General features: G+C 64.7%; 23 protein-coding genes, 2 tRNA genes and 1 pseudogene. 9 read left to right on the top strand and 17 right to left on the bottom strand.

The genetic code is table 11. The annotated features are described in order from the left end of the window. Both HMPREF0298_RS12045 and HMPREF0298_RS00280 read left to right on the top strand, forming a co-directional pair. Positions 1–91, top strand: a pseudogene (locus HMPREF0298_RS12045) (IS6 family transposase); the annotation flags it as partial. Positions 92–897: 806 nt separating this feature from the next. Beyond that, a tRNA-Ala gene (locus tag HMPREF0298_RS00280) sits at positions 898–970 on the top strand. Between the two features lie 67 nt (positions 971–1,037). On the opposite strand, the gene HMPREF0298_RS00285 is transcribed toward HMPREF0298_RS00280, so the two are convergent. From HMPREF0298_RS00285 to HMPREF0298_RS00300, 6 genes are all read right to left on the bottom strand, one after another. Further along, complete coding sequence (locus HMPREF0298_RS00285) at positions 1,038–1,499, bottom strand: hypothetical protein (RefSeq protein WP_006839054.1); 462 nt, start codon at positions 1,497–1,499, stop codon at positions 1,038–1,040. Between the two features lie 78 nt (positions 1,500–1,577). Further along, positions 1,578–2,129, bottom strand: a complete 552-nt coding sequence (locus HMPREF0298_RS00290) for a YdhK family protein (RefSeq protein WP_006839055.1) — start codon at positions 2,127–2,129, stop codon at positions 1,578–1,580. A 29-nt stretch (positions 2,130–2,158) separates the two neighbouring features. Continuing rightward, the gene (locus HMPREF0298_RS12615) at positions 2,159–2,515 is read right to left on the bottom strand and encodes an ABC-2 transporter permease (protein WP_006839056.1); all 357 of its coding nucleotides are present in this window, start codon (positions 2,513–2,515) and stop codon (positions 2,159–2,161) included. 3 nt (positions 2,516–2,518) lie between these two features. Next, positions 2,519–3,484 (bottom strand): ABC-2 transporter permease, encoded by a 966-nt coding sequence (locus HMPREF0298_RS12620; protein WP_006839057.1) that lies wholly within the window; start codon positions 3,482–3,484, stop codon positions 2,519–2,521. Between the two features lie 75 nt (positions 3,485–3,559). After that, entirely contained in the window at positions 3,560–4,255 is a 696-nt protein-coding gene (locus HMPREF0298_RS12625; RefSeq protein WP_006839059.1) for a YhgE/Pip family protein, read from the bottom strand. Continuing rightward, entirely contained in the window at positions 4,252–4,917 is a 666-nt protein-coding gene (locus tag HMPREF0298_RS00300) for a P-loop NTPase family protein (RefSeq protein WP_006839060.1), read from the bottom strand. Before HMPREF0298_RS00300 ends, HMPREF0298_RS12625 begins: the two co-directional genes overlap by 4 nt. Before the next feature lie 88 nt (positions 4,918–5,005). Here HMPREF0298_RS00300 and HMPREF0298_RS00305 point away from each other — a divergent pair, with 88 nt between their 5' ends. Further along, a complete protein-coding gene (locus HMPREF0298_RS00305; RefSeq protein ID WP_006839061.1) occupies positions 5,006–5,581 on the top strand; it encodes a TetR/AcrR family transcriptional regulator in 576 nt (191 codons plus the stop codon). On the opposite strand, the gene HMPREF0298_RS11460 is transcribed toward HMPREF0298_RS00305, so the two are convergent. Next, positions 5,578–6,228: a hypothetical protein gene (locus tag HMPREF0298_RS11460; protein ID WP_006839062.1), complete on the bottom strand. Its 651-nt coding sequence runs from the start codon at positions 6,226–6,228 to the stop codon at positions 5,578–5,580. The genes HMPREF0298_RS00305 and HMPREF0298_RS11460 overlap by 4 nt on opposite strands. Before the next feature lie 224 nt (positions 6,229–6,452). On the opposite strand from HMPREF0298_RS11460, the gene HMPREF0298_RS00315 reads away from it, so the two are divergent. The 4 genes from HMPREF0298_RS00315 to HMPREF0298_RS00330 all read left to right on the top strand — a co-directional run bounded on the left by HMPREF0298_RS00315 (position 6,453) and on the right by HMPREF0298_RS00330 (position 11,251). Further along, positions 6,453–7,409 (top strand): methylenetetrahydrofolate reductase, encoded by a 957-nt coding sequence (locus tag HMPREF0298_RS00315; RefSeq protein WP_040422089.1) that lies wholly within the window; start codon positions 6,453–6,455, stop codon positions 7,407–7,409. Between the two features lie 13 nt (positions 7,410–7,422). Beyond that, positions 7,423–9,684 carry a 5-methyltetrahydropteroyltriglutamate--homocysteine S-methyltransferase gene (gene metE, locus HMPREF0298_RS00320; protein WP_006839064.1) on the top strand — a complete coding sequence of 754 codons (2,262 nt, stop codon included), beginning with the start codon at positions 7,423–7,425 and terminating at the stop codon, positions 9,682–9,684. A gap of 386 nt (positions 9,685–10,070) precedes the next feature. Then, entirely contained in the window at positions 10,071–10,604 is a 534-nt protein-coding gene (locus HMPREF0298_RS00325; protein ID WP_006839065.1) for a peptidylprolyl isomerase, read from the top strand. A 53-nt stretch (positions 10,605–10,657) separates the two neighbouring features. Beyond that, positions 10,658–11,251, top strand: coding sequence for a rhomboid family intramembrane serine protease (locus tag HMPREF0298_RS00330; protein ID WP_006839066.1), 594 nt, complete (start codon positions 10,658–10,660; stop codon positions 11,249–11,251). A 240-nt stretch (positions 11,252–11,491) separates the two neighbouring features. Here HMPREF0298_RS00330 and HMPREF0298_RS00335 read toward each other — a convergent pair whose 3' ends face one another. The 10 genes from HMPREF0298_RS00335 to HMPREF0298_RS00375 all read right to left on the bottom strand — a co-directional run bounded on the left by HMPREF0298_RS00335 (position 11,492) and on the right by HMPREF0298_RS00375 (position 21,379). Continuing rightward, positions 11,492–11,788, bottom strand: coding sequence for a hypothetical protein (locus HMPREF0298_RS00335; protein ID WP_006839067.1), 297 nt, complete (start codon positions 11,786–11,788; stop codon positions 11,492–11,494). 75 nt (positions 11,789–11,863) lie between these two features. Further along, a complete protein-coding gene (locus HMPREF0298_RS12860) occupies positions 11,864–11,992 on the bottom strand; it encodes a hypothetical protein (protein WP_006839068.1) in 129 nt (42 codons plus the stop codon). A gap of 161 nt (positions 11,993–12,153) precedes the next feature. Then, positions 12,154–12,426 (bottom strand): cell division protein CrgA, encoded by a 273-nt coding sequence (gene crgA / locus HMPREF0298_RS00340; protein WP_006839070.1) that lies wholly within the window; start codon positions 12,424–12,426, stop codon positions 12,154–12,156. A 56-nt stretch (positions 12,427–12,482) separates the two neighbouring features. After that, positions 12,483–14,459: a Stk1 family PASTA domain-containing Ser/Thr kinase gene (pknB, locus tag HMPREF0298_RS00345; RefSeq protein WP_245527416.1), complete on the bottom strand. Its 1,977-nt coding sequence runs from the start codon at positions 14,457–14,459 to the stop codon at positions 12,483–12,485. A 4-nt stretch (positions 14,460–14,463) separates the two neighbouring features. Next, a complete protein-coding gene (locus HMPREF0298_RS00350; RefSeq protein WP_006839073.1) occupies positions 14,464–15,888 on the bottom strand; it encodes a protein kinase domain-containing protein in 1,425 nt (474 codons plus the stop codon). Next, the gene (locus tag HMPREF0298_RS00355) at positions 15,888–17,327 is read right to left on the bottom strand and encodes a penicillin-binding transpeptidase domain-containing protein (RefSeq protein ID WP_006839074.1); all 1,440 of its coding nucleotides are present in this window, start codon (positions 17,325–17,327) and stop codon (positions 15,888–15,890) included. Before HMPREF0298_RS00355 ends, HMPREF0298_RS00350 begins: the two co-directional genes overlap by 1 nt. Further along, positions 17,324–18,676 carry an FtsW/RodA/SpoVE family cell cycle protein gene (locus HMPREF0298_RS00360; RefSeq protein WP_006839075.1) on the bottom strand — a complete coding sequence of 451 codons (1,353 nt, stop codon included), beginning with the start codon at positions 18,674–18,676 and terminating at the stop codon, positions 17,324–17,326. Before HMPREF0298_RS00360 ends, HMPREF0298_RS00355 begins: the two co-directional genes overlap by 4 nt. Position 18,677: 1 nt before the next feature. Next, the gene (locus HMPREF0298_RS00365; protein ID WP_006839076.1) at positions 18,678–20,036 is read right to left on the bottom strand and encodes a PP2C family protein-serine/threonine phosphatase; all 1,359 of its coding nucleotides are present in this window, start codon (positions 20,034–20,036) and stop codon (positions 18,678–18,680) included. Then, the gene (locus tag HMPREF0298_RS00370; protein WP_006839077.1) at positions 20,033–20,479 is read right to left on the bottom strand and encodes an FHA domain-containing protein FhaB/FipA; all 447 of its coding nucleotides are present in this window, start codon (positions 20,477–20,479) and stop codon (positions 20,033–20,035) included. The genes HMPREF0298_RS00365 and HMPREF0298_RS00370 overlap by 4 nt, the downstream gene beginning before the upstream one ends. Positions 20,480–20,488: 9 nt before the next feature. Continuing rightward, positions 20,489–21,379 carry an FHA domain-containing protein gene (locus HMPREF0298_RS00375; RefSeq protein ID WP_006839078.1) on the bottom strand — a complete coding sequence of 297 codons (891 nt, stop codon included), beginning with the start codon at positions 21,377–21,379 and terminating at the stop codon, positions 20,489–20,491. A gap of 184 nt (positions 21,380–21,563) precedes the next feature. On the opposite strand from HMPREF0298_RS00375, the gene HMPREF0298_RS00380 reads away from it, so the two are divergent. Both HMPREF0298_RS00380 and HMPREF0298_RS12630 read left to right on the top strand, forming a co-directional pair. Then, a tRNA-Leu gene (locus HMPREF0298_RS00380) sits at positions 21,564–21,647 on the top strand. A 446-nt stretch (positions 21,648–22,093) separates the two neighbouring features. Beyond that, positions 22,094–22,366 carry a hypothetical protein gene (locus HMPREF0298_RS12630; RefSeq protein ID WP_006839079.1) on the top strand — a complete coding sequence of 91 codons (273 nt, stop codon included), beginning with the start codon at positions 22,094–22,096 and terminating at the stop codon, positions 22,364–22,366. Positions 22,367–22,536: the final 170 nt, after the last annotated feature.

The following is a 22,536-nucleotide window of genomic DNA, read 5'->3' on the forward strand; positions in this document are numbered from 1 at the left end:
CTCATTGCGGAAAGGGCAAGGCACGATGTTTGCCTACGGGCAACCGAACCCGGATGCGGTGATCGTCAGCCGGGTGTTCGAGGCTGCCTGAGAACGCCGACCCGCAGCGAGCATCAGAGGATAAAGACTGGGTCGCCACAGCTCTCCACCTGAAGTTTGCAACAGCACCCTCTCGCTTCAGCATCGCATCGTCGATCACTAGCCCGATTCCGATCATCTCGGCGAGTGCGGCATCCTTGTGAGCCCGTAGGATTTCATCAACCTTCTCATCAATGACCTTTAAATGCTCTGTGATCTCATCAATGGACTGTTGCATGGCCATCTGGGACATGATTGATGCGGCTCCAGCTAGCGCTAACGGACTAGTCAGGAACATGCCGGCGGAGCCCGGTTTCGAAAATTCTAAGATCTTCGTGATCTTGCCGCCTTTGGTGGTGGCGATGGCCCTGCTGAGACCGTCTGATGAACCCTTCATGGCCCTGCCTAGTTTGAGCGCTTTCGCTGACTCTTCGGTCAGTTTGACCCAGCGCCCTGAATTTGCCGCAAGCTCCGAACCTACCTGGGTTGCACCGGCAGCCGTCCTGAACGCGTTTCCGAGGAGCCGGCCCATGTCGAGCTCCTTCGAGGCGATCCCGTTCGAAGTGAGGAAGTTCTCAACCTCGCGCGGGTCACCAAAAACTGCGACGTCGTCTCCGTCGGTGATGAGTTGGAATTCAGTACTCACGTTGTCCCTTTCAGTCGCTGCTGAGCCACATGAAGGACTCACCGCGGAATCTTAACCAGTGTTCGGGAACAAGGCGGGCCTTTGCGTCAATAACCGCTAGAGGGAGAACCTCCAGCAGATGCACGGACGCGATTTTAAGTTCCACGGGGACAGGAGTACGGTTTTTCGTGCGAGGGGCATTAGCTCAGTTGGTAGAGCGTCGCGTTCGCAATGCGAAGGTCAGGGGTTCGATTCCCCTATGCTCCACTTAAGAAAAACCTGCCCCGGCGAAAGCTGGGGCAGTTCCTTTTCACTAAGTGGCTGGAGCGTGTAACTAGTTCCTCGGCATCGCGGTCAGCGCGGCGCCGATGCCGGCCAGCCAGGAGTCCTTCGCCAGCGACAGGCCGTCCTGGCTCGGGCGGATGCCGTCGTCCTCGGTCATGTTGTCGTCGCCGAAGTACATCGACAGCAGACCCGCGGCGAAAGCGGTCAGGCCCACGCCGGCGAGGCGGTTGGGCACGATCGGGAGCAGCAGCGCAACGCCGAGGCCGGTCTCAGCGGAGGCGAGAAGCTTAGCGAAGTTCTCGGCGTCCATCTCCTTGACAAACGGCAGGCCGGTCGAGGCAGCGTTTCGCAGCCACTCGGCGGTGCCCTTGTCCGCCTGGAACTTGCCCAGGCTGGAGTTGAGGACGAACAGGCCCGTCGGGATGCGCAGGGCCGCCGAGGCGAAGCCTAAGTTGGTCTCGTCCTGCTTGGTAAAAACGCCGGTCGGAATCATTTTGAGGGGGTTAAACATTGACTCTCCTTGAGAATATTCGTGTGGTCGTCGCGCGTACGCTAACGTGCGCGACAACATCCATGGTATTGAGATTTGCTAACTGGCCGGCTGGATCTCACTTTCGACGACCCACTTGTGGTTGGTCATTTCCATCCCGTCAGCATGGACATCGACCACGTAGACCGTCTCTGTCGTGGAGGAGTCGATGGTGGCTTGCGCGCCCTGCATGCCGGGCATGTGGTCGGCCTCGAGCACCACGGCCGTGCCGTCGGCGAGGCGCTCACTGCCGGCATCCTTGATCTCTTCCTGCACCACCCACATGTGGTTGGGCACGGGTTCGCCGCCGTCGACGGGCGTGTACGTCACTTCGTAGGCCGTGGTGTCGTAGGCGCCGACGATGGTCGCCGGCGCGCCCTGCATGCCGGGCATGTGGTCGGCGCTTAGCGTCACCTCCGATCCCGCTGCGTACGTGGGGTTAGCGGCCTCGACCATCCCGGCCGGAACGGGCCCGCCGTCGGCTGGATGCTGGTGCTGGGCGTGCTGGGCGTGATCCGCGTGTTGGTCGCTCGCGGGCTCGCTGTCGGCGCCGCACGCCGACAGTGGCACGAGCAGGGAAGCGGCAAGGGCGGTGAAGAAGTATTTGCGCATGGACCCCAGTTTACGGGCTCGGCACACTGCTAGAGCTCCAACTCCGGGTGGATATCCTTCCGCACGATCACGCGGTGCTTCCACAGCCCGAGGGAGGAGATCATCCAGGCGGCCAGTGCGAAGAGCGTGAGAACAACTACCGCGACGACCACGCGCTGATCGCCCTCGCTGCTCCCGAAAAGGCTGTAGCGCAGCATATCGACGCTAAAACGGATCGGGTCGACGACGTGCACCCACTGAATAAAGCGTGGCTGAACCTCCGGCGGGTAAAGCCCGTTGGAGGCCACAAGCTGCAGCGACATCAGCGCCATGGTGACGAGGCGGCCGGCCGCCACGCCGAGGACGACGTTGATTGCCACGATGATGGAGATAAACACCCAGGACACAAACTACAAGGACAGGAACATGGCACTGGGGTGATCGGGGGAGACGCCGATGACCAGGACCTGTATCAGCCACAGCAGCGTGGCTTGAGCAAAGCCGATGATGAAGGCGGGTAGCAGCGTTGTCAACAGCGCCCTGAAGGGGGTGACCCCGGAGTCGACGGCGCGCCGGGACATCGGCTTCATCACCATGAACATCACCAGGCCGCCGAACCAGAGGGCGAGAGAGAGGAAAAAGGGGGAGAGGCCTTTGCCGAAGTAGGTCACGGCGTCACCGGTCGAGTTGGTGGTGACGGGTTGACCGGCGGCTTGGGAGGCGGCGTCGAGACGCGCGTCGTACCACCGCGGTGCCTGGTTGGCGCCGTCGCGAAGCTTCATCGCCAGCTCGCCCGAGCCGCCGTCGAGCTGGACGAGGCCGTCGCTGAGCGCTCGCGCGCCCACGACCAGCTGGTCTGTGCCGGCGGCGAGTTGGGAGGAGCCGTCGGCGGCGGCGCGGGCACCCACGACCAGCTGCGAGGAGCCGTCCTTGAGCGTGGCGACGCCCGCGACGAGCGTCCCGGAGCCGTCCTTGAGCAGCGACAACCCGCTTGCCAGGGCCTGCGCTCCGGCGGTCGCTTCGTCCACGCCCGCGCGGTATTCGGCGTTCGGGTCGTTGAGCTGGCGGGACACCTCGTGCGCGCCGGCTTGCAAGGCCTTAAGCTTGGACAGCGTCGAGAGGTCCATGGCGGTGGCGAAATCGCCAGAGCGCAGTTGGGCGGCGATCTCTTGCGCCTGCGCGGTGAGCCCCTCGGTGCCGGGCGCCGGCGAAGCGTCGAGGTCGGCAGCGACGCGGTCGACCGCGCCGAGGATGTCGCCGTACACCTGCTGGGCCTGGGAAAGTTGCGGGGCAACCGAGGCAATGGTGTCCACGCCGCCGGCGATCTGCTCGGCGCCGTTGCCGAGCTGGCTGGTGCCGTCGGAGAGCTTTACCATGCCGTCCGCAAGGCGGTCCGCGCCAGCGGAGGCCTCTCCGATGCCCTCGTCGAGCCGGGTGGCGCCGTTTTGGAGTTAGCTGATACCGTCGTCGAGCTGGGTGGCGCCGTCGCTGAGCTTGCCGAGGCCGTCGTTGAGGGTACGCGCGCCGTTGTCAAGCTGCACCGCGCCGCTGTCGAGCTGCTGGCCGCCGCCCGCGGCTTCGGCGACGCCCTCGTTGAGCCGTGTGGCGCCGTCCGCGGCCTCGGTGAGGCCCTCGCCGACGGTGTTGAAGCCGATGAAGAGCTGGTTGGCCACCTGCTCACCCACCGTGCCGGACACGGTGTACGTGATGATTGTCGCGGCCTGGTTGCCCAGCATCGTCGGGATGAAACCATTGGTCTCGTTCAGCGTGATGTTGAGCTTCGCCTGGTGCGGATCAGGTGTGTTGACCGAGGTCACCGACTCCGTGAAGTCCGTCGGGATCTCCACCCCCATGTAGTACGAGCCGTCGGCAATGCCCTGGCGGGCCTCGTGCGCATCGACGAGGTGGAACTCCAACGGTTGGCGCTCGAGCAGGCCGTCGACCACGCGCTGGCCCGCATCGCCCTCGTCGGAGTTGACCAAGGCGACGGGCATGCGGTTGAGGTTGCCGATCGGGTCGTAGTAGGACCAGACGAACAGCCCGCCGAAGATGAGCGGAATCAGCAACACGACCGCGATGGCGGCCGGCGGTAAAAAGCCGTGGGCGAAGCGGCGGAAACCGCTGCCGATGTGCAATCCGGAGATCATGACATCGCCTCTTTGCGCCGGTCGGAGTCTCGCACATCGACGACGTGCTCGGCGTGGTTGCCGATATCCGGGTTGACGGACACGACCACCACGGGCAACACCTGCGCGACGTTGCGCAGGCTGTCGAGCAGGGCGTCGCGAAGTTCGATGGTGCGCAGCTGGTCCGGGTCGTCGACCACGAGTAGCGACGCGTCGGGCCGCGATGTCAGCGCGAGGAGCACGCGCAGCTTCAGCCGCGTCAGCGTGTCTAGCCCGGCGACGGCGGCGGATGGGTCGAGCGCGCCGAGTCCGAGCGGCTCCAGCCACGGTTGAACCAGTGGGTGGGTCAGAATGTCCCTGCTCACGCGCTTGTACCACGGCTGTGCCCAGGCGATTTGCTCGCGGATGACTTCGCGCACGCTCACCGAGCGCTCCAAGGAGTCGATTAATGTTACGCCCGCCAGCGCGACCGCGCGGAAGCGTTGGCGGGTGGTGCGGGCCCCGGAGATGTCGATCTGGCCGGAGGCGGGCTTGAAGCGCCCGGCCAGCGCCATGCTCAGGGTGGAGGCGCCGGATTCGCGCGCGCAGACGAGCAGGGTCAACCCAGCGGCGCACTCGAAGGTGAGCTGTGGATCCTCGGGCCGCACAACAAGATCGTTGACACGCAGGATTGGGGAGGTCATTCGGGTCCTTCAACGTAGGAAGGACTATCAGTTAGCAGAAAATGCTGCCTTTACACTCGCCGAATGTCAAGTGTTAGCATGAGCAACCATGCGAGCAGACGTGCAGCGCAAGCGCCAATTAATTGTGGATGCCGCGACCCGCGCATTTCGCACGGTGCCCGACGCGTCCATCACGCTTGAGGGGATAGCCAAGGACGCGGGCGTGGGAATCGCCACCCTTTATCGGCATTTCCCAACGTGGCGCGACCTCCACGTCGCCTGCGCCGTCGACCTCTTGGATTCGCTCGAGGCGGGCTTTACCCAGAGCCTGCCCACGTTCGATCAGGACCCCGAGCGCCACTGGAAGGAGCTCATCTGGCGCATGGTGGAGCAGGGCACGGGCATGCTCGTCGCAGCGCTCGCCGAGCAGCGCTCCGGCGAAATCTCCCCGCTGCTGTTGTCCAAGTTAGAGCGGGCAATCGAGAAGTTCGAGCTTCTGCTGCGCAAGGCGTCGGATCACGGCCTCGTTGACCCCGACCTCACGGCTCGCGAGATCGCCGCCGAGCTGATTGTGGTGACGCGCCCGCAAAACCGCACCATCAACGAGTTGTTCCCGGACGTGCGCAACCGGCTGGTCGAACACCTCCTTGAGGCGTGGAAACGCCCGAGAACCGCTCGCCTTTAGCGGGTGGCGTCGCGCTCGTCGTCGTCAAGCGTGTCCAGCGTGGTCAGCTGCTCATCGATCGAGCTCAAAAGCTGTTCGTCGCGCTCTGCGGGCTCCTCGCCGAGCGGGCCGGCAGAACCCGCGGTTTTCTCGCGGTCGTCCTCCGTGCGCGAGGAGTAGACCAAGGTGGTCTCGCCGCTGGGCGAGGTTTCCTCGCGCGGTTCGACGCGGGTGTAGGTGACGTTCTTCGTCTCGCCGCCGGTGAACTTGTCCTTGAGGAAGAATTCCCACGCGGCCCAGCCGGCGGCAGTTGCCGCACCGACACCGAGCACCGTCGCGATGACGGAGCCCGCTGAACCCTTCGACTTCTTTTTCGCGTCCTTGGCCTCCTGCTTCAGCGCGAGGCGACGCTCGGCGCGCTCCGGGGCCGCGGCCGCGAACTGCGCACGGTGGCGGTCCAGGCGGTCGTGCGAATCGCGGGTAAGCGCGCCGGCCTCGCGGCGGGCAACGTTGTAAAGCCCATCGAGCTTGTCGTCGATCTTGTCCTTCTTCACGGCGTCGACGACGGAGTCGTAGATGTCGCGCTTCTTTTCGTCGTCAAGCTTGCGGTAGTAGTTCATTGCGGAACGCGCGCCCTTGAATGCGAGGCGGATGGTGAACGGGTTCATGACGGATCCTTTCGTGTGGGTTGTTATCGCCTACCAGCGTAGCGATTTCAACGCTGGCTGATTTATATTCATCCCCGCACAGGCGGATGACCTGCTGAGAGTGGGCTGCCCGAGTGAACAGAGTTGTCTATAGCGGGGCGCGTTTATAGATTCTTGAGTCAACGACCAACCGTAAGCGCCGAGCCCGGCCAGGCAACCCGTGTCAACCCGAAAGGTATGTTCTGGTGTACCAGAGACTTACTTCGACGCGGCTTTCTGCCTCCGCCCCGCTAGATCGCCTCGACGAAGACGTAACCCGAAACGCAGCACCGCTGCGGCGCTCCACGCGCACCGCATTGAGCTTCGAGCTCATCCCGCCGCGCCACGACGCCGACACCGCACTGCTGGACAACCTCATCGCGGGTCTTGCCGAATACAACCCGGACTACGTCTCCGTGACGTCGTCACGCCGCTCCGACTGGCTCGAAGGGACGGCGGCGCTGATCAAGCGCATCGCGGAAACCACCGACCTGAAGCCGATCGCGCACCTCGCGTGCACGGCCGGCACGCGCGACGAGCTCACCGAATGGATCCGCACGCTTATCGACGCCGGCGTGCGCGGCTTCCTCGCCCTGCGCGGCGATCTCCCCGACGGCGAAACTCAGCTTCCCGACGGCTACCTGCCCCACGCCACCGACCTGCTCAACCTCATCCAGGAAGTCCAGGACGAACAAGCGTTTCGCCTCGCGGCGGGCAAGCTGGCGTTGTCCGTGGCGTGTTACCCGTCCGGGCACGCGGAATCCAAAAACGCGGACATGGATCTCGACGTACTGCTGGCCAAGCAGCGCCTCGGCGCCGACTTCGCCATCACCCAGCTGTTTTTCGAGGCTCAGGACTACCTCGACTTCGTCGAGCGGTCCCGCCTGGCGGGCGTGCGGATCCCCTTGATCCCCGGCATCATGCCCATGACCAGCCTCCGCAGGGTTGAGCGCATGGGTGTGCTGTCCGGGATCACGGTGCCGCAACGCGTCACCGACAGACTGTCAGAGGCCTCCACCCCCGACGAGGAGTACGAGATCGGTATGGCCATGTCGGCCGAGCTCACGCGCGAAATCCTCGACGCGGGCACGGGCGGGCTACACATCTACACGCATAACAACCTCGCGGTAACCCGCGACCTACTTTCCAGAATCAACCTTTAAAAAGGACACCACCATGAATTTCCCCAAGGCAACGATCGAAGGCTACCCGCGCATCGGTGCGAACCGCGAGCTCAAGCGCGCGCTCGAGTCCTACTGGGCGGACCGCATCGACGCTGACACCTTCCGCTCCACCACCCACTCGCTGCGCGTGGACACCTACAACCACCTGCGCGACCTGGGCCTGACCGAGGACTACGCCATCCCGGCCGATGTCGCGTACTACGACCAGGTGCTGGAGACTGCCTTGACCGTCGGTCTCATCCCCGGCGGCACCGACCTCGATGAGGAATTCGCCCTTGCCCGCGGCAACGACACGCGCGTGCCGCTGGAAATGACCAAGTGGTTCGATACCAACTACCACTACCTCGTGCCCGAGGTCGCCGCCGGCCAGGAGATCACCCCCGCCCCGGAGCGCATCCTGCGGCTGGTCGAGGAGGCCCGTGAGGCCGGCCACGTTGTGCGCCCCGCGCTCGTCGGCCCGGTCACCCTGCTCGCGCTGTCCAAGCCAGTCGAGTTCTCGCTTCTCGACGCCCTGACCGACGCCTACGCCGAAATTCTCGCGGCCCTGAAGGGCGCGGGCGTGGAGTGGGTCCAGCTCGCCGAGCCGGCCCTGGTCGCCGACCTGTCCACCACCGACGAGGAGCTCGCTGGCTACCTCGAGCAGGCCTGGTCGAAGCTTCTGGCCATCGACACTGCCGAGCGCCCGAACCTGTACTTGACCACGCCCTACGGCGCGACGCGCAAGGCGTTGTCCGTGCTCGGTGCGCTCGAGCCTGAGGCCCTGCACGTGGACCTGTCCCCGTGGACCCTGGATTCGGATGCGGACTACCCGAAGCGTGTTGCCGACACGATCGGCCCGAAGGTGCAGCTGGTTGCCGGCATCATTGACGGCCGAAACGTGTGGGCCGCGAACCTGCGCGAGCGCACCGAGGTACTTGAGGTCCTGCGCGCGGGCGGGCGCGAGGTGGCAGTTTCGACATCAACATCGCTGCAGCACGTGCCGCACACCCTGAACGCGGAGAAGAACCTGCCGATCGACGTGGCCAACTGGCTGTCCTTCGCCGATGAGAAGATCGCCGAGATTCAGGCGCTCGTCGCGGGCGAGGAGGCTGCCCAGGAGGCGTTCGCACGCTCCGACCGCGCGGTGCGCACCCGCACCGAGTCGGATCACATCCACAACTCTGCCGTGGCGGATCGCGTTGCACAGCTGCCGGCGGGCGAGGTCAAGCGCGCACCCGAGTTCGCTGAGCGCAAGCGCATTCAGGGCGAGGCGCTCGGCCTGCCGGACCTGCCGACCACCACGATCGGCTCCTTCCCGCAGACCACCGAGATCCGCAAGGCCCGCGCCGACCACAAGAGTGGCGCGCTGACCGACGCCGAGTACACCGAGGCCCTGAAGAAGGAAATCAAGGGCGTCATTGAGATGCAGGAGGAGATTGGCCTGGACGTCCTCGTCCACGGCGAGCCCGAGCGCAACGACATGGTGCAGTACTTCGCCGAGCTCCTCGACGGCTTCGTCGCCACCGAAAACGGCTGGGTCCAATCGTACGGTTCGCGCTGCACCCGCCCGCCGATCGTCTTCGGCGACGTTTCTCGCCCGGAGCCGATGACGGTGGAGTGGGCCAAGTACGCCCAGTCCCTGTCCGACAAGCCGGTCAAGGGCATGCTCACCGGCCCCGTCACCATTCTCGCGTGGTCGTTCAAGCGCGACGACGTGCCGCTGTCCGTTTCCGCAGACCAGATCGCGCTCGCGCTGGCCGACGAGGTCAGCGACCTCGAAGCCGCCGGCATCAAGGTGATCCAGATCGACGAGCCGGCCCTGCGCGAGCTGCTCCCGCTGCGCGCCGACGAGCGCCCCGCATACCTGGACTGGGCCGTGCGCGCCTTCCGCCTCGTCGCCCTCGAGGCTCAGCCGGAGACGCAGATCCACACCCACCTGTGCTACTCCGAGTTCGGCCAGATCATCGACGCCGTCGCCGGCCTCGACGCCGACGTCACCTCGATCGAGGCCGCGCGCTCGAAGATGGAGCTCCTCGAAGACATCGACGAGACCTTCCACTCCGAGATCGGCCCGGGCGTGTGGGACATCCACTCCCCGCGCGTGCCGTCCACCGAGGAGATGGTCGAGCTGATCCGCGCCGCGCTTGCGAACGTGCCCACCGACCGCCTCTGGGTCAACCCGGACTGTGGTCTGAAGACCCGCGGCTACGCCGAGGTCGAGCCGTCGCTGAAGAACCTGGTCGCCGCGCGTGACGAGGTTGCCGCCGGGCTGTAGCGGTTCGGTTCGGGGCGGTGCGGGTTGTGCGCGGTTGTATCTGCGCGATGTCACGGTCGACGGTGGTCCGGTTTTTCCGACCTGGGGTTTTACCAGCCGAGCGGCGTTGACCGTGACATTCGACCCGGCTGCCGACTCCCCATTGCATTACTTGTGCCACACCGGCCGCACAAGCGCACATCCGTAACCCCGAGATGTCACGGTCAGTACCGTAGCGCCACCGCCGACCTGGGGTTTTACCGGCTGAGCGGCGTTGACCGTGACATCTCACCCGACTGCCGACGCCCCACCATCCCACCGGCCAGACAACCACACGCCCCCACACCCAAGCTGTCCCGGTCAGGTCCACGGCCCGCCAAAACAACGGCCGGCCCGAAGCATCTACAATGGTGGGCATGACTGATTCAACTGCGAAAGCAACTCTGCACACCAACCACGGCGACATTGTCATCGATCTGTTTGGCAACCACGCCCCGCAGACCGTCGAGAACTTCATCGGCCTGGCCACTGGTGAGGCGAACTACTCCGCGCAGAACGCGTCGGGTAGCAACGAAGGCCCCTTCTACAACGGTGCGATCTTCCACCGTATCATCCCCGGGTTCATGATCCAGGGCGGCGACCCGACCGGCACCGGCACCGGCGGCCCGGGCTACCAGTTTGCCGACGAGTTCCACCCGGAGCTGCAGTTCGATCGCCCGTTCCTGCTGGCCATGGCTAATGCCGGCCCGGGCACGAACGGTTCGCAGTTCTTTATCACTGTGGACAAGACGCCGCACCTGAACAACCGCCACACCATTTTCGGTGAGGTCACGGATGAGGCGTCGCAGAAGGTTGTCACTGAGATCTCGAACGTGCGCACCGGCCGGATGGATCGCCCGGTCGAGGACGTGGTGATCGAGTCCATCGACATCCAGAAGTAGTCCCGCAAACACTGCCTACCCCCGCGCACGTAAGGTGCCGGGGGTTTTCGCTTATGAACCTTCGCACGATCTTTTACCGCGCCCCCGCCACGGCCGCCATTGCCGCGCTGTGCATCGCAGTCTTCGCCATCGCCGCGGCGCAGTCCTCCTCCCTGAGCAACACGGTCTGGGGCTCACCGCTGGGCATCCGCATGGTGCTCTACGGTCCCTTCGTCGCCGAGGGCCCGCTCGGCTGGCTGCGCCTGCTCACCGCTGGCTTTCTGCACCTCGACCTGTCGCACCTGTTCGTTAACATGCTGATGCTGGTGCTGATCGGTGGCGAGATCGAGCGCTTTATTGGCACCGCCCGCTTCGTCGTTGCCTGGGTCGTCGGCACGCTCGCGTCGTCGGCGGCGGTACTCGCAATGGCCTTCGACACACCCACGGCCGGGGCCTCGGGCGCCCTGTTCGCCCTGCTCGCGGTGCTCGTCGCCATTGCTTATCGACGCTCATCGGACCTGCGCGCACCCATCGCTTTATTGGTGCTCAACGTCGCGTTCACCTTTATCGCGCCCGGGGTGAGCGTGTGGGGTCACTTGGGTGGTCTTGCGGCGGGCATCCTGCTGGCGTGGCCGCTGACCTATTCACCGCCTATCCCCAGGCGCTAGTTATCCCCAGAGTTGTGCACACTGTGGATAACTACAGAGATGTAATTTCTAGAACGCCGCGCCGAAGAAAAACTCTAAGGACCAGTTCAACGCACCTGCAGTAGGCACAAATTCGAATGTGGAAATAGTGCACAGAGTTATCCACAAGTGTGGACAAGCGGATAATCCACACAGCTATGCACAGCCTGTGGATAAAACTAACCCCACCCCGGTGGACAACCGGGGATGGGAACAGGTGCCTTAGAAGAGACCCGGGTTCTTGCGGCCGCCGTCGCTCCGGGTCACCTGGCGGGAGTCGACATTCTGGTCGTTTCCGGTGGAGGTGTCCTCGGCGATGCGGCCGGTCTGGGTGACGGTCATGTAGTTGATCAGGCGGCCTTCTCGGGTCAAACCGTCGCCGAAGCTGAACGCGCCGAGCAGCATGTCATCGCCGGCGTTGACCGGGTTGGACAAGGTGACCTCGAAGACGCGAGCGTTGGTGTCGAAGTTGTAGCCGAGGTCGCGGACGTGGGAGCCGTTGGCGCCGAAGGAGGTCATGAGCCTGTCCACTCCCTCAGGACCAGCCTCGCGCTTGACCTCGACGCGGAACGTGACAACCGGGAACTCGGCCCACTAGCGCTTGGTGCCGACGTTCTTCACGCGCAGCGCGACGGAACCGGCGAAGCCGGGCTGCTTCGCGTTGGAGGTGGTGAAGTAGGGCTGCAGGTCGTACTCGTTAGCCTCGGGCGCGATGACCTTCACGGTCTCGTCGGAGATTGTCTCGAAGCTGTTGCCCGTGGCGGTGTTGGTGATCTCGGACTCGACGTTGTCGGTGGCGGGGGTGACGTCGTCAAGCGGCTCGCCTCGGTGACGAGGTCATGAAACGAGGGTGTTTAGCTGTGCAAAATTATACTTTTGTCTCTTTAGCGCCATCCCATGGTCATCAGGAGCCCGGCGATGATGGCGGAGAATCCGATCAGGTAGTTCCACGGGCCGAGTTGAGCGAGGAACGGGACTTGATCACCCGCGACATAGAAGGCGATTAGCCAGACGAGGCCCAAGACGAGCAGGCCAAACATGATCACCTTGTACCACACGGGCGTGCCGCCGGTATTGATCTTGACAGGCGTGCGGGAGGTAGCGGTCGAAGCGGACTGTACCGGGAGGTTGTCCTTGGAGATTTTCGCCTTGGGCATGGTGCCTACTTCCTTCGTTGTGTTCTGCTTGCCCGGAACTCTACCATCGGCGCGTCCTACCTCAGCGGGTTGAGCTCGGCGGCATCGAAGCGCCAGATGTTGTATCCGATTTCCTGGTCCTTGCGTATGTCCTGATCCGGTGGAACGCTCTGGCCGGCGACAAGTCCCTGGTCCACCAGCGCTCCGGTGGGCACCGCGGGCCCGGCGACGAACTTGCCGTTCCACCCCGTGCCGCGCAGCACGCGTTCCGCCTCAGGCGGCGTCAGACGAGTCAGATCCGGCATCGCCACGAGCATGCCGTTGGAGACGCGGAGCTCCACCGTGGTACCCGTCTCCACTTCGGTGTTCTCACCGGCGACGGCAAGGACCTCGTCGGTCGGCCGGCGCGAATCCACGGGAGTGACCGTCGAATTGAGCCCCAGCGAGTTCAGCGTCGCCGCGGCCTGGTTGGCGTTCATCCCCACCAGCGAAGGGATCTGCACCTTCTCGCGACCCTCGGACACAATCACCGAAACCTGCGAGCCCTTCGACAGCTGCGATCCGGCGGCCGGGTTCTGCGAGATGATCATCCCCTCCGGGACCTCGTCGCTGTTCTCGCGGCGGATCTCGGGGTCGAGCTCCAGATCCGCACCTGCCAGTACTTCGGCGGCCTCCTGCGGCCGGATGCCCGTGACATCCGGCACGTCCGTGATTTCGCGGCCCGACGACACCGAAACTGTCACCATCGTCCCCGGCTGCAACTGCGATCCGGCCACGGGGTTGGTGCCCAGCACCTCTCCGCGGGGACGGTCAGGGCTCGGAACGTCGTTGACCGCCACCTGGAAACCGAGGCGTTCGAGCTCGGCGACGGCTTCCTCACGGACCTTGCCCGTGACATCGGGCACCGTGAGCATTGTCGGGGTAGTCGTGGACTCATCCGTGTCAGCGGGGGTGAAGTAGTTGTAGGCGAGCACGCCTGCGGACGCGAGCAACACCAGGCCGAGCAAGGCCGCGACCCACTTCATCCAGTTGTTCGACTGCTTCTCGTTCGCGCGTCGGTGCTGGGTGTAGCGGTTGGCGGCAGGCGCAGCGACAGCAACCGGGGCAACGGGCGTGGCGGGTTCCACCACGACCGTCGGGTCCTCGTCGTACGTCGCGAGGTAGCTGCGGGCCGCGGTGGTCACCGCCCCACGCCCGAGACGCTCCAGGTCCGCGCCCATCTCCGCTGCGGACTGGTAGCGGTCGGCCGGGTGTTTGGCCATGGCCGTCAAGATCACCGAATCCACGTTGACAGCCTCGGTGTCCGTCATGGCGTCGGCGAAAACGTCGGCGTTGTCCAGAGCGTCGATAAGCGTGCTCGGCGCTTCGGGCTCCTCCTGAACGTGCTGGTAGGCAACCGCGAACGGGGTCTCACCCTCGAACGGCGGGCGGCCTGTGACCGCTTCGTACATGACGCAGCCGAGGGCGTAGACGTCGCTGCGACCGTCCGCGGGTTTCCCGCGCGCCTGCTCCGGGGAGAGGTACTGCGCCGTTCCAATCACCGCGGAGGTCTGGGTCATCGCTGAGGTGGCGTCATCAAGCGCACGCGCGATGCCGAAGTCCATGACCTTGACCGCGCCGGTGTTGGTGACCATGATGTTCGCGGGCTTGACATCGCGGTGGATGATCCCGGCGTCGTGGCTGGCCTGCAGCGCACGGGTCACAGGAATCAGCAGCTCAGCGGCCTGCTGCGGGCTCAAAGGGCCGTCCTCGCGCACGATGTCGCGCAGGTTGCGGCCGTGGACGCGCTCCATCACGATGTAGGGCACCGCAAGCCCGTCAATATCCACGTCACCGGTGTCGTAGACCGACACGATGTTCGGGTGGTTCAGGCGCGCGGAGTTTTGGGCCTCGCGGCGAAACCGCTCGCGGAAACTTTCGTCGCGCGCCATGTCCGTCTTGAGCATCTTCAGCGCGACATCGCGCCCGAGCACGGTATCGGTCGCGGCGTAGACGTCGGACATGCCTCCGGTTCCAATGGTGGAACCGAGTTGGTAACGGTTACCGATCAGCATTATCTCAGGCACCTCCGCCAAGCTGGTTTACAAAGTCATCAATCGGGTTCGCCGGGTCGTTCGGTGCTTCAGTCGGCTGAGGAGCCTCTGTTGGAACGACGGGCGACGGAGCCGGAGCCGGGGTATTCGGCGCCGGAGCCAGGCTCGACGGGGGTTCTACGAAACTCACCGTGCCGGGCGCGGAGCTAGGCGGCTGCTGCGGCCGCGACTGCGGGCGAGACGTGGTGGTCGTCACCGTCGGAGTGACCACCTGGGTCTGAGTGATCACCGTCGGCGTTGGCTGTGGCTCCGGCGTGGTTGTCGGCGAAGAGCCGCCGAAGGCACCGCTGGCGAAAGCCCACACCACGCCGCCGCCGAGCAGCATGAGCAGAACGGCGATGAAAAGACCTGAGCCAAAGCCGCCCTTCTTCTCCTCGCGCACCGGAGCCGGAGGGGCAACGACGGGAGCAACCGGTGCGACCCGCGCAGGCGCCGGGCGCACGGTGGTGGGCTGGGCCACCGAGGCGAGCATTTGCGTGGACTCGGTGGGCGACGGCTCCATCGCGACCTTTGTCGAGGCCACCCCAACCGGCTGCGTCGGGCGGCGTCCGTCGCGCACCTGGGCGACGGCAAGTTGCATCGCGTTGCCGTCGCTAAACCGCATTCCCGGATCCTTGCGCAGCGCGATGCCGATCAGCTCGCGCGCCGGGGCGGATACCGCAGTCGACAGCGCTGGCGGCTCCGCAGAGACGTGTGCCAAAGCGACCGACACCGAGGAGTCCCCGGTGAAGGGGCGCCGACCCGCGAGCATCTCGTAGCCGACCACCCCGAGGGAGTACACGTCGGACGCGGCGCTGACCGCAAGGCCCTGAGCCTGTTCCGGCGAGACGTACTGGGCGGTTCCCACCACCATTCCGGTGCGGGTCAGCGGCACCGCGGCGGCGGCCTTGGCGATACCGAAGTCGGTGATCTTAACTTGGCCGTTCTGGGTGATCATGAGGTTGCCGGGCTTGATGTCGCGGTGGACAAGACCCATGAGATGAATCGCGGCCAGGCCATGGGCTGCCTGTTCGAGGACGTCGAGCGCCAGCGCCTCGTCGAGCCGTTGCTCGCGGGCGATGAGATCCGCCAGGGACTCACCGCGGATGTATTCCATGGCGATGAAGCACATGGTGTACCCGGCCGGGGAGTCCACCTCGCGGTAATCGAAGGTGGCGACGACGTTGGGAGAGTCGATTCCTTCAGCGGCGTGGGCCTCGTTGCGGAAGCGGGTGAGGAACTCCTCGTTGTTGGAAAATTCCGGACGCAGAACCTTGATGGCCACTTCGCGGTCGGCGACGTTGTCGTCGGCAAGCCACACGGTGGACATGCCGCCGTGGCCGATGATCCACTGCAGCCTGTAGTCGTCACCGATGAGGCGCTGAAGGTCTTCGCGGTTGTCGGTGTTCATTAGTTTCCCTCTCCGTTGGCTGCAGCGGCGCCGAGCACCGTGCGCCCGATCGGGGCGGCCACCTGGCCGCCGGTCGCGCTAGCTCCGAGCTGCCCGCCATTTTTGACCACCACGGCGACTGCCACGTCATTTTGGGGGTCGAAGGCGACGTACCAGACGTGCGGGGCGGCGTCCTCGGCGTGCTCCGCGGTACCCGTCTTCGACGCGTACCCGTTGCCGTCGTAGCCGAAGGTGGAGCGCTCCGAGGCGTACATCAACTCGGTCATGGTCTGGGCTTCTTCCGGCGTGAGCGCCTCGGCGAGCTGGCGTGGTTCGGTCTCCGAGACCACGTTGAGGTCGGGCGTGACCACACGATCGACCACGTAGGGTGCCATGCGCTTGCCCTCGTTGGCGACGCTCGCCGCCATCACGGCCGCCTGCAGCGCGGTCATGGTGACGTCGCGCTGCCCGATCGCCGACTGGCCGAGCTCCGCGGCCCCGGGCAGTTCGCCCAGCGAGCCGGAGGCGGTGGGCACGGCGATGTCGTAATCTTCTCCGATGCCGAAACGCGCTGCCGCGTCGCGCAGAGCGTCCGCTCCAACGTCGATGCCCATTTGCACGAAGGCGGTGTTGCACGACAGCGCGAACGCGGTGCGCAGTGTGGTCACGGTTGAGCCGCCGCAGGCTTGGCCGCCGTAGTTGGGCACGAATGCGTCGGTGCCGGGTAGCGGGATGCGTGCTTCGCCGGTGAGTTGGGAGTCGGGGGAGTAGCCGTTGCGCAGACCGGCGGCGGTGGTGACGATTTTAAAGATGGACCCGGGCGGAAGCTGGTCCTGGCTGGCGTGGTTGAGCAGCGGGTTTTGCGGATCGTTGCTCAGGCTGTTCCAGGTTTGCTGAGCTGTGTCGGGGTTGACCAGCAGGTTCGGATCGTAGGAAGGGGACGACGCCATGGCCAGCACCTCGCCTGTAGACGGCCGGATCGCCACCACAGCCCCTTCGTAGCCGCGGTTAGACAGGTTTTCGTAGGCGAGGGCCTGCAGCTGCGGGTTGATCGTCAGTTCGACGGCGTCGCCCGCGCGGTCGCGCTCTAACCCGGTGCGCAAAAACCTGCTGCCGCTCGCGCTGCCTTCACCGTTGAGCACCGAGTTGTACTCGGCTTCGAGCCCGCCGACGCCGAACTGATCGGAGACGTAGCCCAGCACGGGGCCGAAGGAGTAGGGCATATTCGGGTAGACGCGCTGGTAGAAGCCGTTGGCGTCTTGGGTGGAGTCGGCGACGATCTGTCCGCCCGCGTTGATCGGGCCGCGGTCGACTTGCTTCATCTCGATGAAATTGCGGGAGTTCAGCGGGTTTTGCGCGTACTTTTCCTCGCGCAACGCCTGTACGACGGTGAGGTTGATCAGCAGCACGACCGTCAACAGGAGAGACAGGACGGCGCCGAGGCGGATGGATTTGTTCATCGCGCTGCCTCCGCCCCAACCAGCTCGCTTGCCGACGCCCCTGCGTCGACGTCCGCCGGCCGGTTAGCGCTGTTGGAGATGCGCAGAAGCAGGCCGAGCAGGATGTAGTTCGCCATAATCGCCGAGCCACCCGCGGACATGAACGGGGTGGTCAGGCCGGTCATCGGCATGAGAGCGGAAATTCCGCCGGTGACCACGAAGATCTGGATGATGATCGTGGTTGCAAGGCCGGCCGCCAGCAGCTTGCCGTAGGAGTCGCGGACCTGCATGGCGGCGCGGAAACCGCGGTTGACAAAGATGAGGAACAGGCACAAAACCGCCGCGAGCCCAGCGAACCCGAGTTCCTCGCCGATGGCGGCGAGGATGTAGTCGGAGTGGGCGACGGGCACGAGCTCGGGGTGGCCGTGGCCGAGGCCGACACCCGTGACCCCGCCCCAGCTGAGCCCGAACAGGGCCTGGGCAGGCTGGTATCCGGTGGTGTCGTAGTTGGCCAGAGGGTCGAGGAAGTTGGTGACGCGTTCTTGGATCTTGTCAGAAACCTGGTAGACGGCGTACCCACCGACGGCGACGAGCGCGATCCCGATGAGCAGCCAGCTGGTGCGGCCGGTGGCGTAGTAGACCATCGCCAGCACGGTGGCAAAGAGCAGCAGCGCGGGGCCGAAGTCGTTGGAGATTGCCATGATCAAAATGGCGATGGCCCACACCACCAGGATCGGTGCGAGGTCGCGCAGGCGGGGGAAGACGAGCCCGGCGAAGCACTTGCCGGCCACGGTGAAAAGGGAGCGCTTCTGCGCCAGGAGCTGGGCGAAGAAGATCAGCAGCAGGATCTTCGAGAACTCGCCCGGCTGGATGGAGAACGGGCCGATCCAGATCCAGATGCGCGCGTCGGCGAACTCGGCGGGTTGCGGCCACACCAGAGGCAGGGCGAGGAAGAACAACCCGAGCAGCCCGAGGATGTAGGAGTAGCGCGAGAGCGACTTGTGGTCGCGCACGATCACAAGTGTGAGAACGAGCAGCACGACGCCCGCGAAAGACCACAGGACCTGCCGGTCGGCGAGCGCACCGTAACCGGCGCGCTCGGCGAGATCGAGGCGGTAGATGATCACCAGACCGATCGCATTCAGCGTGGCCACCACGGGCAAAAGCACCTGGTCAGCGTAGGGGGCGGTGAGGCAAATCGCGAGGTGGGCGATGGCGTAGACACCGATGAACCCGCCGACGAGCCACAGCATCTCGCCCGTGAGGGCGCGTCCCTGCGACATTTCGAGCCCGAACAGCATGAGCAGGAGCAGCAGGGCGGAGCACACGAGGAGACCAAGCTCCCGGGTGCGGGAGAAAATTCTGCTCACGTTACTTCACCGTCCTGCAGTCGTTGGTGGCTTCCGGTTTGTCGTCAACACACGCTGGCAGCGCCTCGTCGGCCAGCCTGTTGAGCTGGGCGACGACGTCGTCGTAGCTACCCTCGCTCAGCCCCTCAATCGCGCCTTGTTGCGATTCGGGCAGGTCGTCTACGGAAAAGACCGTGCAGTCGGGCGGCGTGTCGTCGATCGGGGAGATTTGCAGCTCGTTGCGGGCATTGATGCAGGCGACCTGGATCGGCGTGTGCCTGCCCTCGCCGAACAGGGCGCTACGGCTGCCGTGCTCGATGACGATTTCGCTGTTCTCGTTAGTGGCGAGGAAGTACGTCGCGTCGTCGCGGCTGATAAAGAACGCGAAACCGAGCGTCGCTACGAGTGAGATAGCCAGCGCGCCGACGATCCAGGGCCAGATTGTGCGGCGGGGGTGATCCTCCTCGTCGCTGGCGGTTTCAGTGTCCTCGGGGGTCGCGGCTTCGCTTGTCGACGCCCTCGTGGCACGCTCGCCGGCGTCCGTGGGGCGCATCAATGCGGCGGCGCGGCTCGCCGCCGAGTTCGGGTGCGTCGATTCAAAGTCCGGGGTCAGCGCGCCGGCGAGCACGGCCTTGCGCGGCAGCACCGGTGCATCGGCGGCGTCCGCGTCGACGACCTCGCCGATGACGACCGTGATGTTGTCCGGTCCGCCGGAGCGGAGCGCAAGCTCGATGAGCCGTTGCGCGGCGGCCTCGGGGGTGCCGGTGCCCAGTGCGGTGGCGATGGTTTCCGCGGTGACGGGGTCCGAGAGCCCGTCGGAGCACAGCAGGTAGCGATCCCCCGGCAGGGCGTCGAGAAGCTCGAGGTGCGGATCGACCGGGCGGCCGGTGTACGCCTTCAGAATCAGCGATTTCTGCGGGTGGGAGGACACCTCGCTGGCATCGAGCTTGCCTTCGTTGACCAGTGATTGGACGAAAGTGTCGTCCTCGGTGATCTGGGCGAGGGTTCCCTCCCGTAGCCGGTAGCCGCGCGAGTCACCCACGTGGATCAGGCCGAGTTGGGAGCCGTTGAACATCAGTCCCGTCAGGGTCGTCCCCATGCCGTCTTGCTCGGGGTTTTCCTCCACGGAGGATTTGATGGCGGCGTTGGCGTCGTCGGCTGCCGCGCCGAGGAGGGCGAGCATGTCGGCATCACCGGGATCGGCGTCGAGGTGCTCCATATGTCTGACCATCAGCTGCGAGGCGACTTCGCCGGCAGCGTGGCCGCCCATGCCGTCGGCGAGCACGAGCAGGTGCGGGCCCGCGTAGGCGGAGTCCTCATTGTTGGTGCGTACCAGGCCGCGGTCGGAGGCCGCGACGAAATTCAGCTTCAAGGTGGTCATGGCATCAACCTCAGGGTCGTGCGCCCCATCTTCATGTCAGTGCCCACGGTGACGCGTTCCGGCTGGTCAATGCGCAGCCCTTGGACGAAGGTGCCGTTGCGCGAGTCGAGGTCCTCGATGAACCACTCGCTGCCGCGGCGGAACAGGCGGGCATGCGTGCTGGAGGCGAAGTCGTCGCCGAGCACGAAGTCGGAAGAGTTGGCACGCCCCAGAGTTAAGTCCTCCACGCTGGCAATTTCCATGTGGGAACCTTTGAGCGGGCCCTCAACCACCACAAGCTCACGCGCTTTCTCGCGCCTGATGGGGGTTGCGGAGACTGCTTGCCGACGCACACCTGCCGCCGCGACCACATCCTTGCGAACGACCCAGAGCACGAACAGAATGAATACCCACAAAAGGATGAGCAGGCCGAAGCGGGCGCCGAGAATGATGGCTGAATCCATGAACGCTCCTTATCGCGGGCGGTAATCCGTGTGCGGTCCCCGGAAGTACTCGGTGCTGGGGTTGGCAACCTCGTCGGGGTTGTGACCGGCATCGTGGAGGGGGCGCTCGTTGCGCGGTTCCACGATACGCACCTCGATGTGGGAGTGCCCGACGGTGATCACGTCGCCGTCGGCAAGCATCCAGTTATCCACTGGCTCGTCGTTGACGGTGGTGCCGTTGGTGGATTCGAGGTCTACCAGGACGGCAACCTGGCCGTCCCAGGTGATCTCCGCGTGCTGGCGCGACACACCTGTGTCCGGAAGGCGGAAATCGGCGTCGTTGGAGCGGCCCAGAATGTTAGAGCCTTGGCGCACCAGGTAGGTGCGCGAGGAACCGTCCTGCAAAAGCAGGCTCACGGTGGGTTCGCCGGTGGCGGTATTGGGCTCGGACATTGCATCCTCCTGGTTGCTGGTGCGCTTCGCGCGGTCAGTGGTGTTCGAGGGCTCGGCCACGATGGCGTCGAAGCCGCTTGCCACGTCCGGTTGCTGGTCGATGTACGAGGACACCCGGAGTTGCCCGGTGCGCAGTCCCGATTCCTCGGCGATGCGCACCACAGCGGGGCCCTCGAAGCGCCAGCCTTGGTTACGAACGAAGCGGGTTAGCTGGTCGGCGAGGAGTGCGGGCAGTGACCGGTCCCGGGAGAGGTTTTCCAAATCCTTGCTGGACACGCCCACGGCGAACACGTTCGGCGCAATCAGCTCGTCGCGGTCCGTCATAATCAGGCTGTCTTGTGTTTCCTGCTTGAGCAGTTCCTCAACCTCGGCTGCGACAACCTTGCCGCCAAAGAGCGCCGCCATTGAATTATCAAGCCCGCGCTGCATCGACGAATCGAGCTTTGCCAGCCTGTCCATGATTGCCATGTACCCGCACCTCCCTTCACTCCTTGAATGCTGCCGGTGACTATAACTAGAACAGTATAAGTGCGTGGCCGTCATGAACCTAGACGCCCGCTGCGCCGCCGCCTGCCCGCGACCGCCGAAAAAGCGCGTAAGCACGGCATTTGGAGTTTGTATAGAGGCGGGTGATATATTAAATCAGTCGCCCGCCCGGGTGGCGGAATTGGCAGACGCGCTGGCTTCAGGTGCCAGTGTTCGCAAGAACGTGGGGGTTCAAGTCCCCCCCCGGGCACAGAGAGCGGTTCTCGAACCGCACCGACCGGAGGTCACAAACTCGAAAGGGTTTGTGACCTCCGGTTTCTTGATTGTTCCTCCCGTAAGTCGCCGCTTTTTTCCCCTCAAGAACCCACTGGCGAAAGTCGTAGACTCCCGAAGCGCGATCGAGTGCTGGATCTGATGCTGAGCCTTCGAGCAATGCTCGTCACCAGGGCCGTGAGCGGCGCACGGTTAAGTCATCAGACTGTCGAACCCACGCGGCGTGGCCGGAAGCACACACCCATAGGCTGGTACTTCGTTTCCTTAGCCTGTTTGTGAAACGAATGATTGTCGGTCTACCTCATCGCGGTAGAGGTATGAGCGAAGTGAGCGGAACCATTGACCAGGCGCCTGGCACTTGGACCTGGTCGCGGCCCAATGTAGAAATGGGTGCGGAGTGGTTCTGCGTGCGACAATGAGCTTGTGAAGTTCAAGCGCCGCAACCTCGAAGCGCTCGGCGACCTCATTGTCGGCAACGTGGGTTCTGAGGATAGCAAGGACCCGAGCGAGGTCAAGTACTCTCCTTACCGCACCAGCATGCAGATCACGGACTTCTTCCAAGAACTGGACACGGAGTATCGACACGATGGTTCGACTCGCCACCGATGGGTGGCCGATGTGTTGGGGCAGATTCTAGACGAACCGCGAGAAGGGCCCAACCACTTGCCGGAGCTCTTCTGTCGATTAATCGACTAACTCATGAGTCCGATTGATCGGCATAACGAAGGGCTTAGCCGGCCGCGGGCGCTGGCCCAACTGAACGAGATCCTTGGTCGGGAGGGCTTTGAGGCCTTCTACGGCGATGACAACCACTGCTATCTCCGACATATCCGCACCCACACCACCACTCAGCTCGCGGCTAACCC

It is taken from the genome of Corynebacterium lipophiloflavum DSM 44291, from assembly GCF_000159635.1.
GTDB lineage: Bacteria > Actinomycetota > Actinomycetes > Mycobacteriales > Mycobacteriaceae > Corynebacterium > Corynebacterium lipophiloflavum.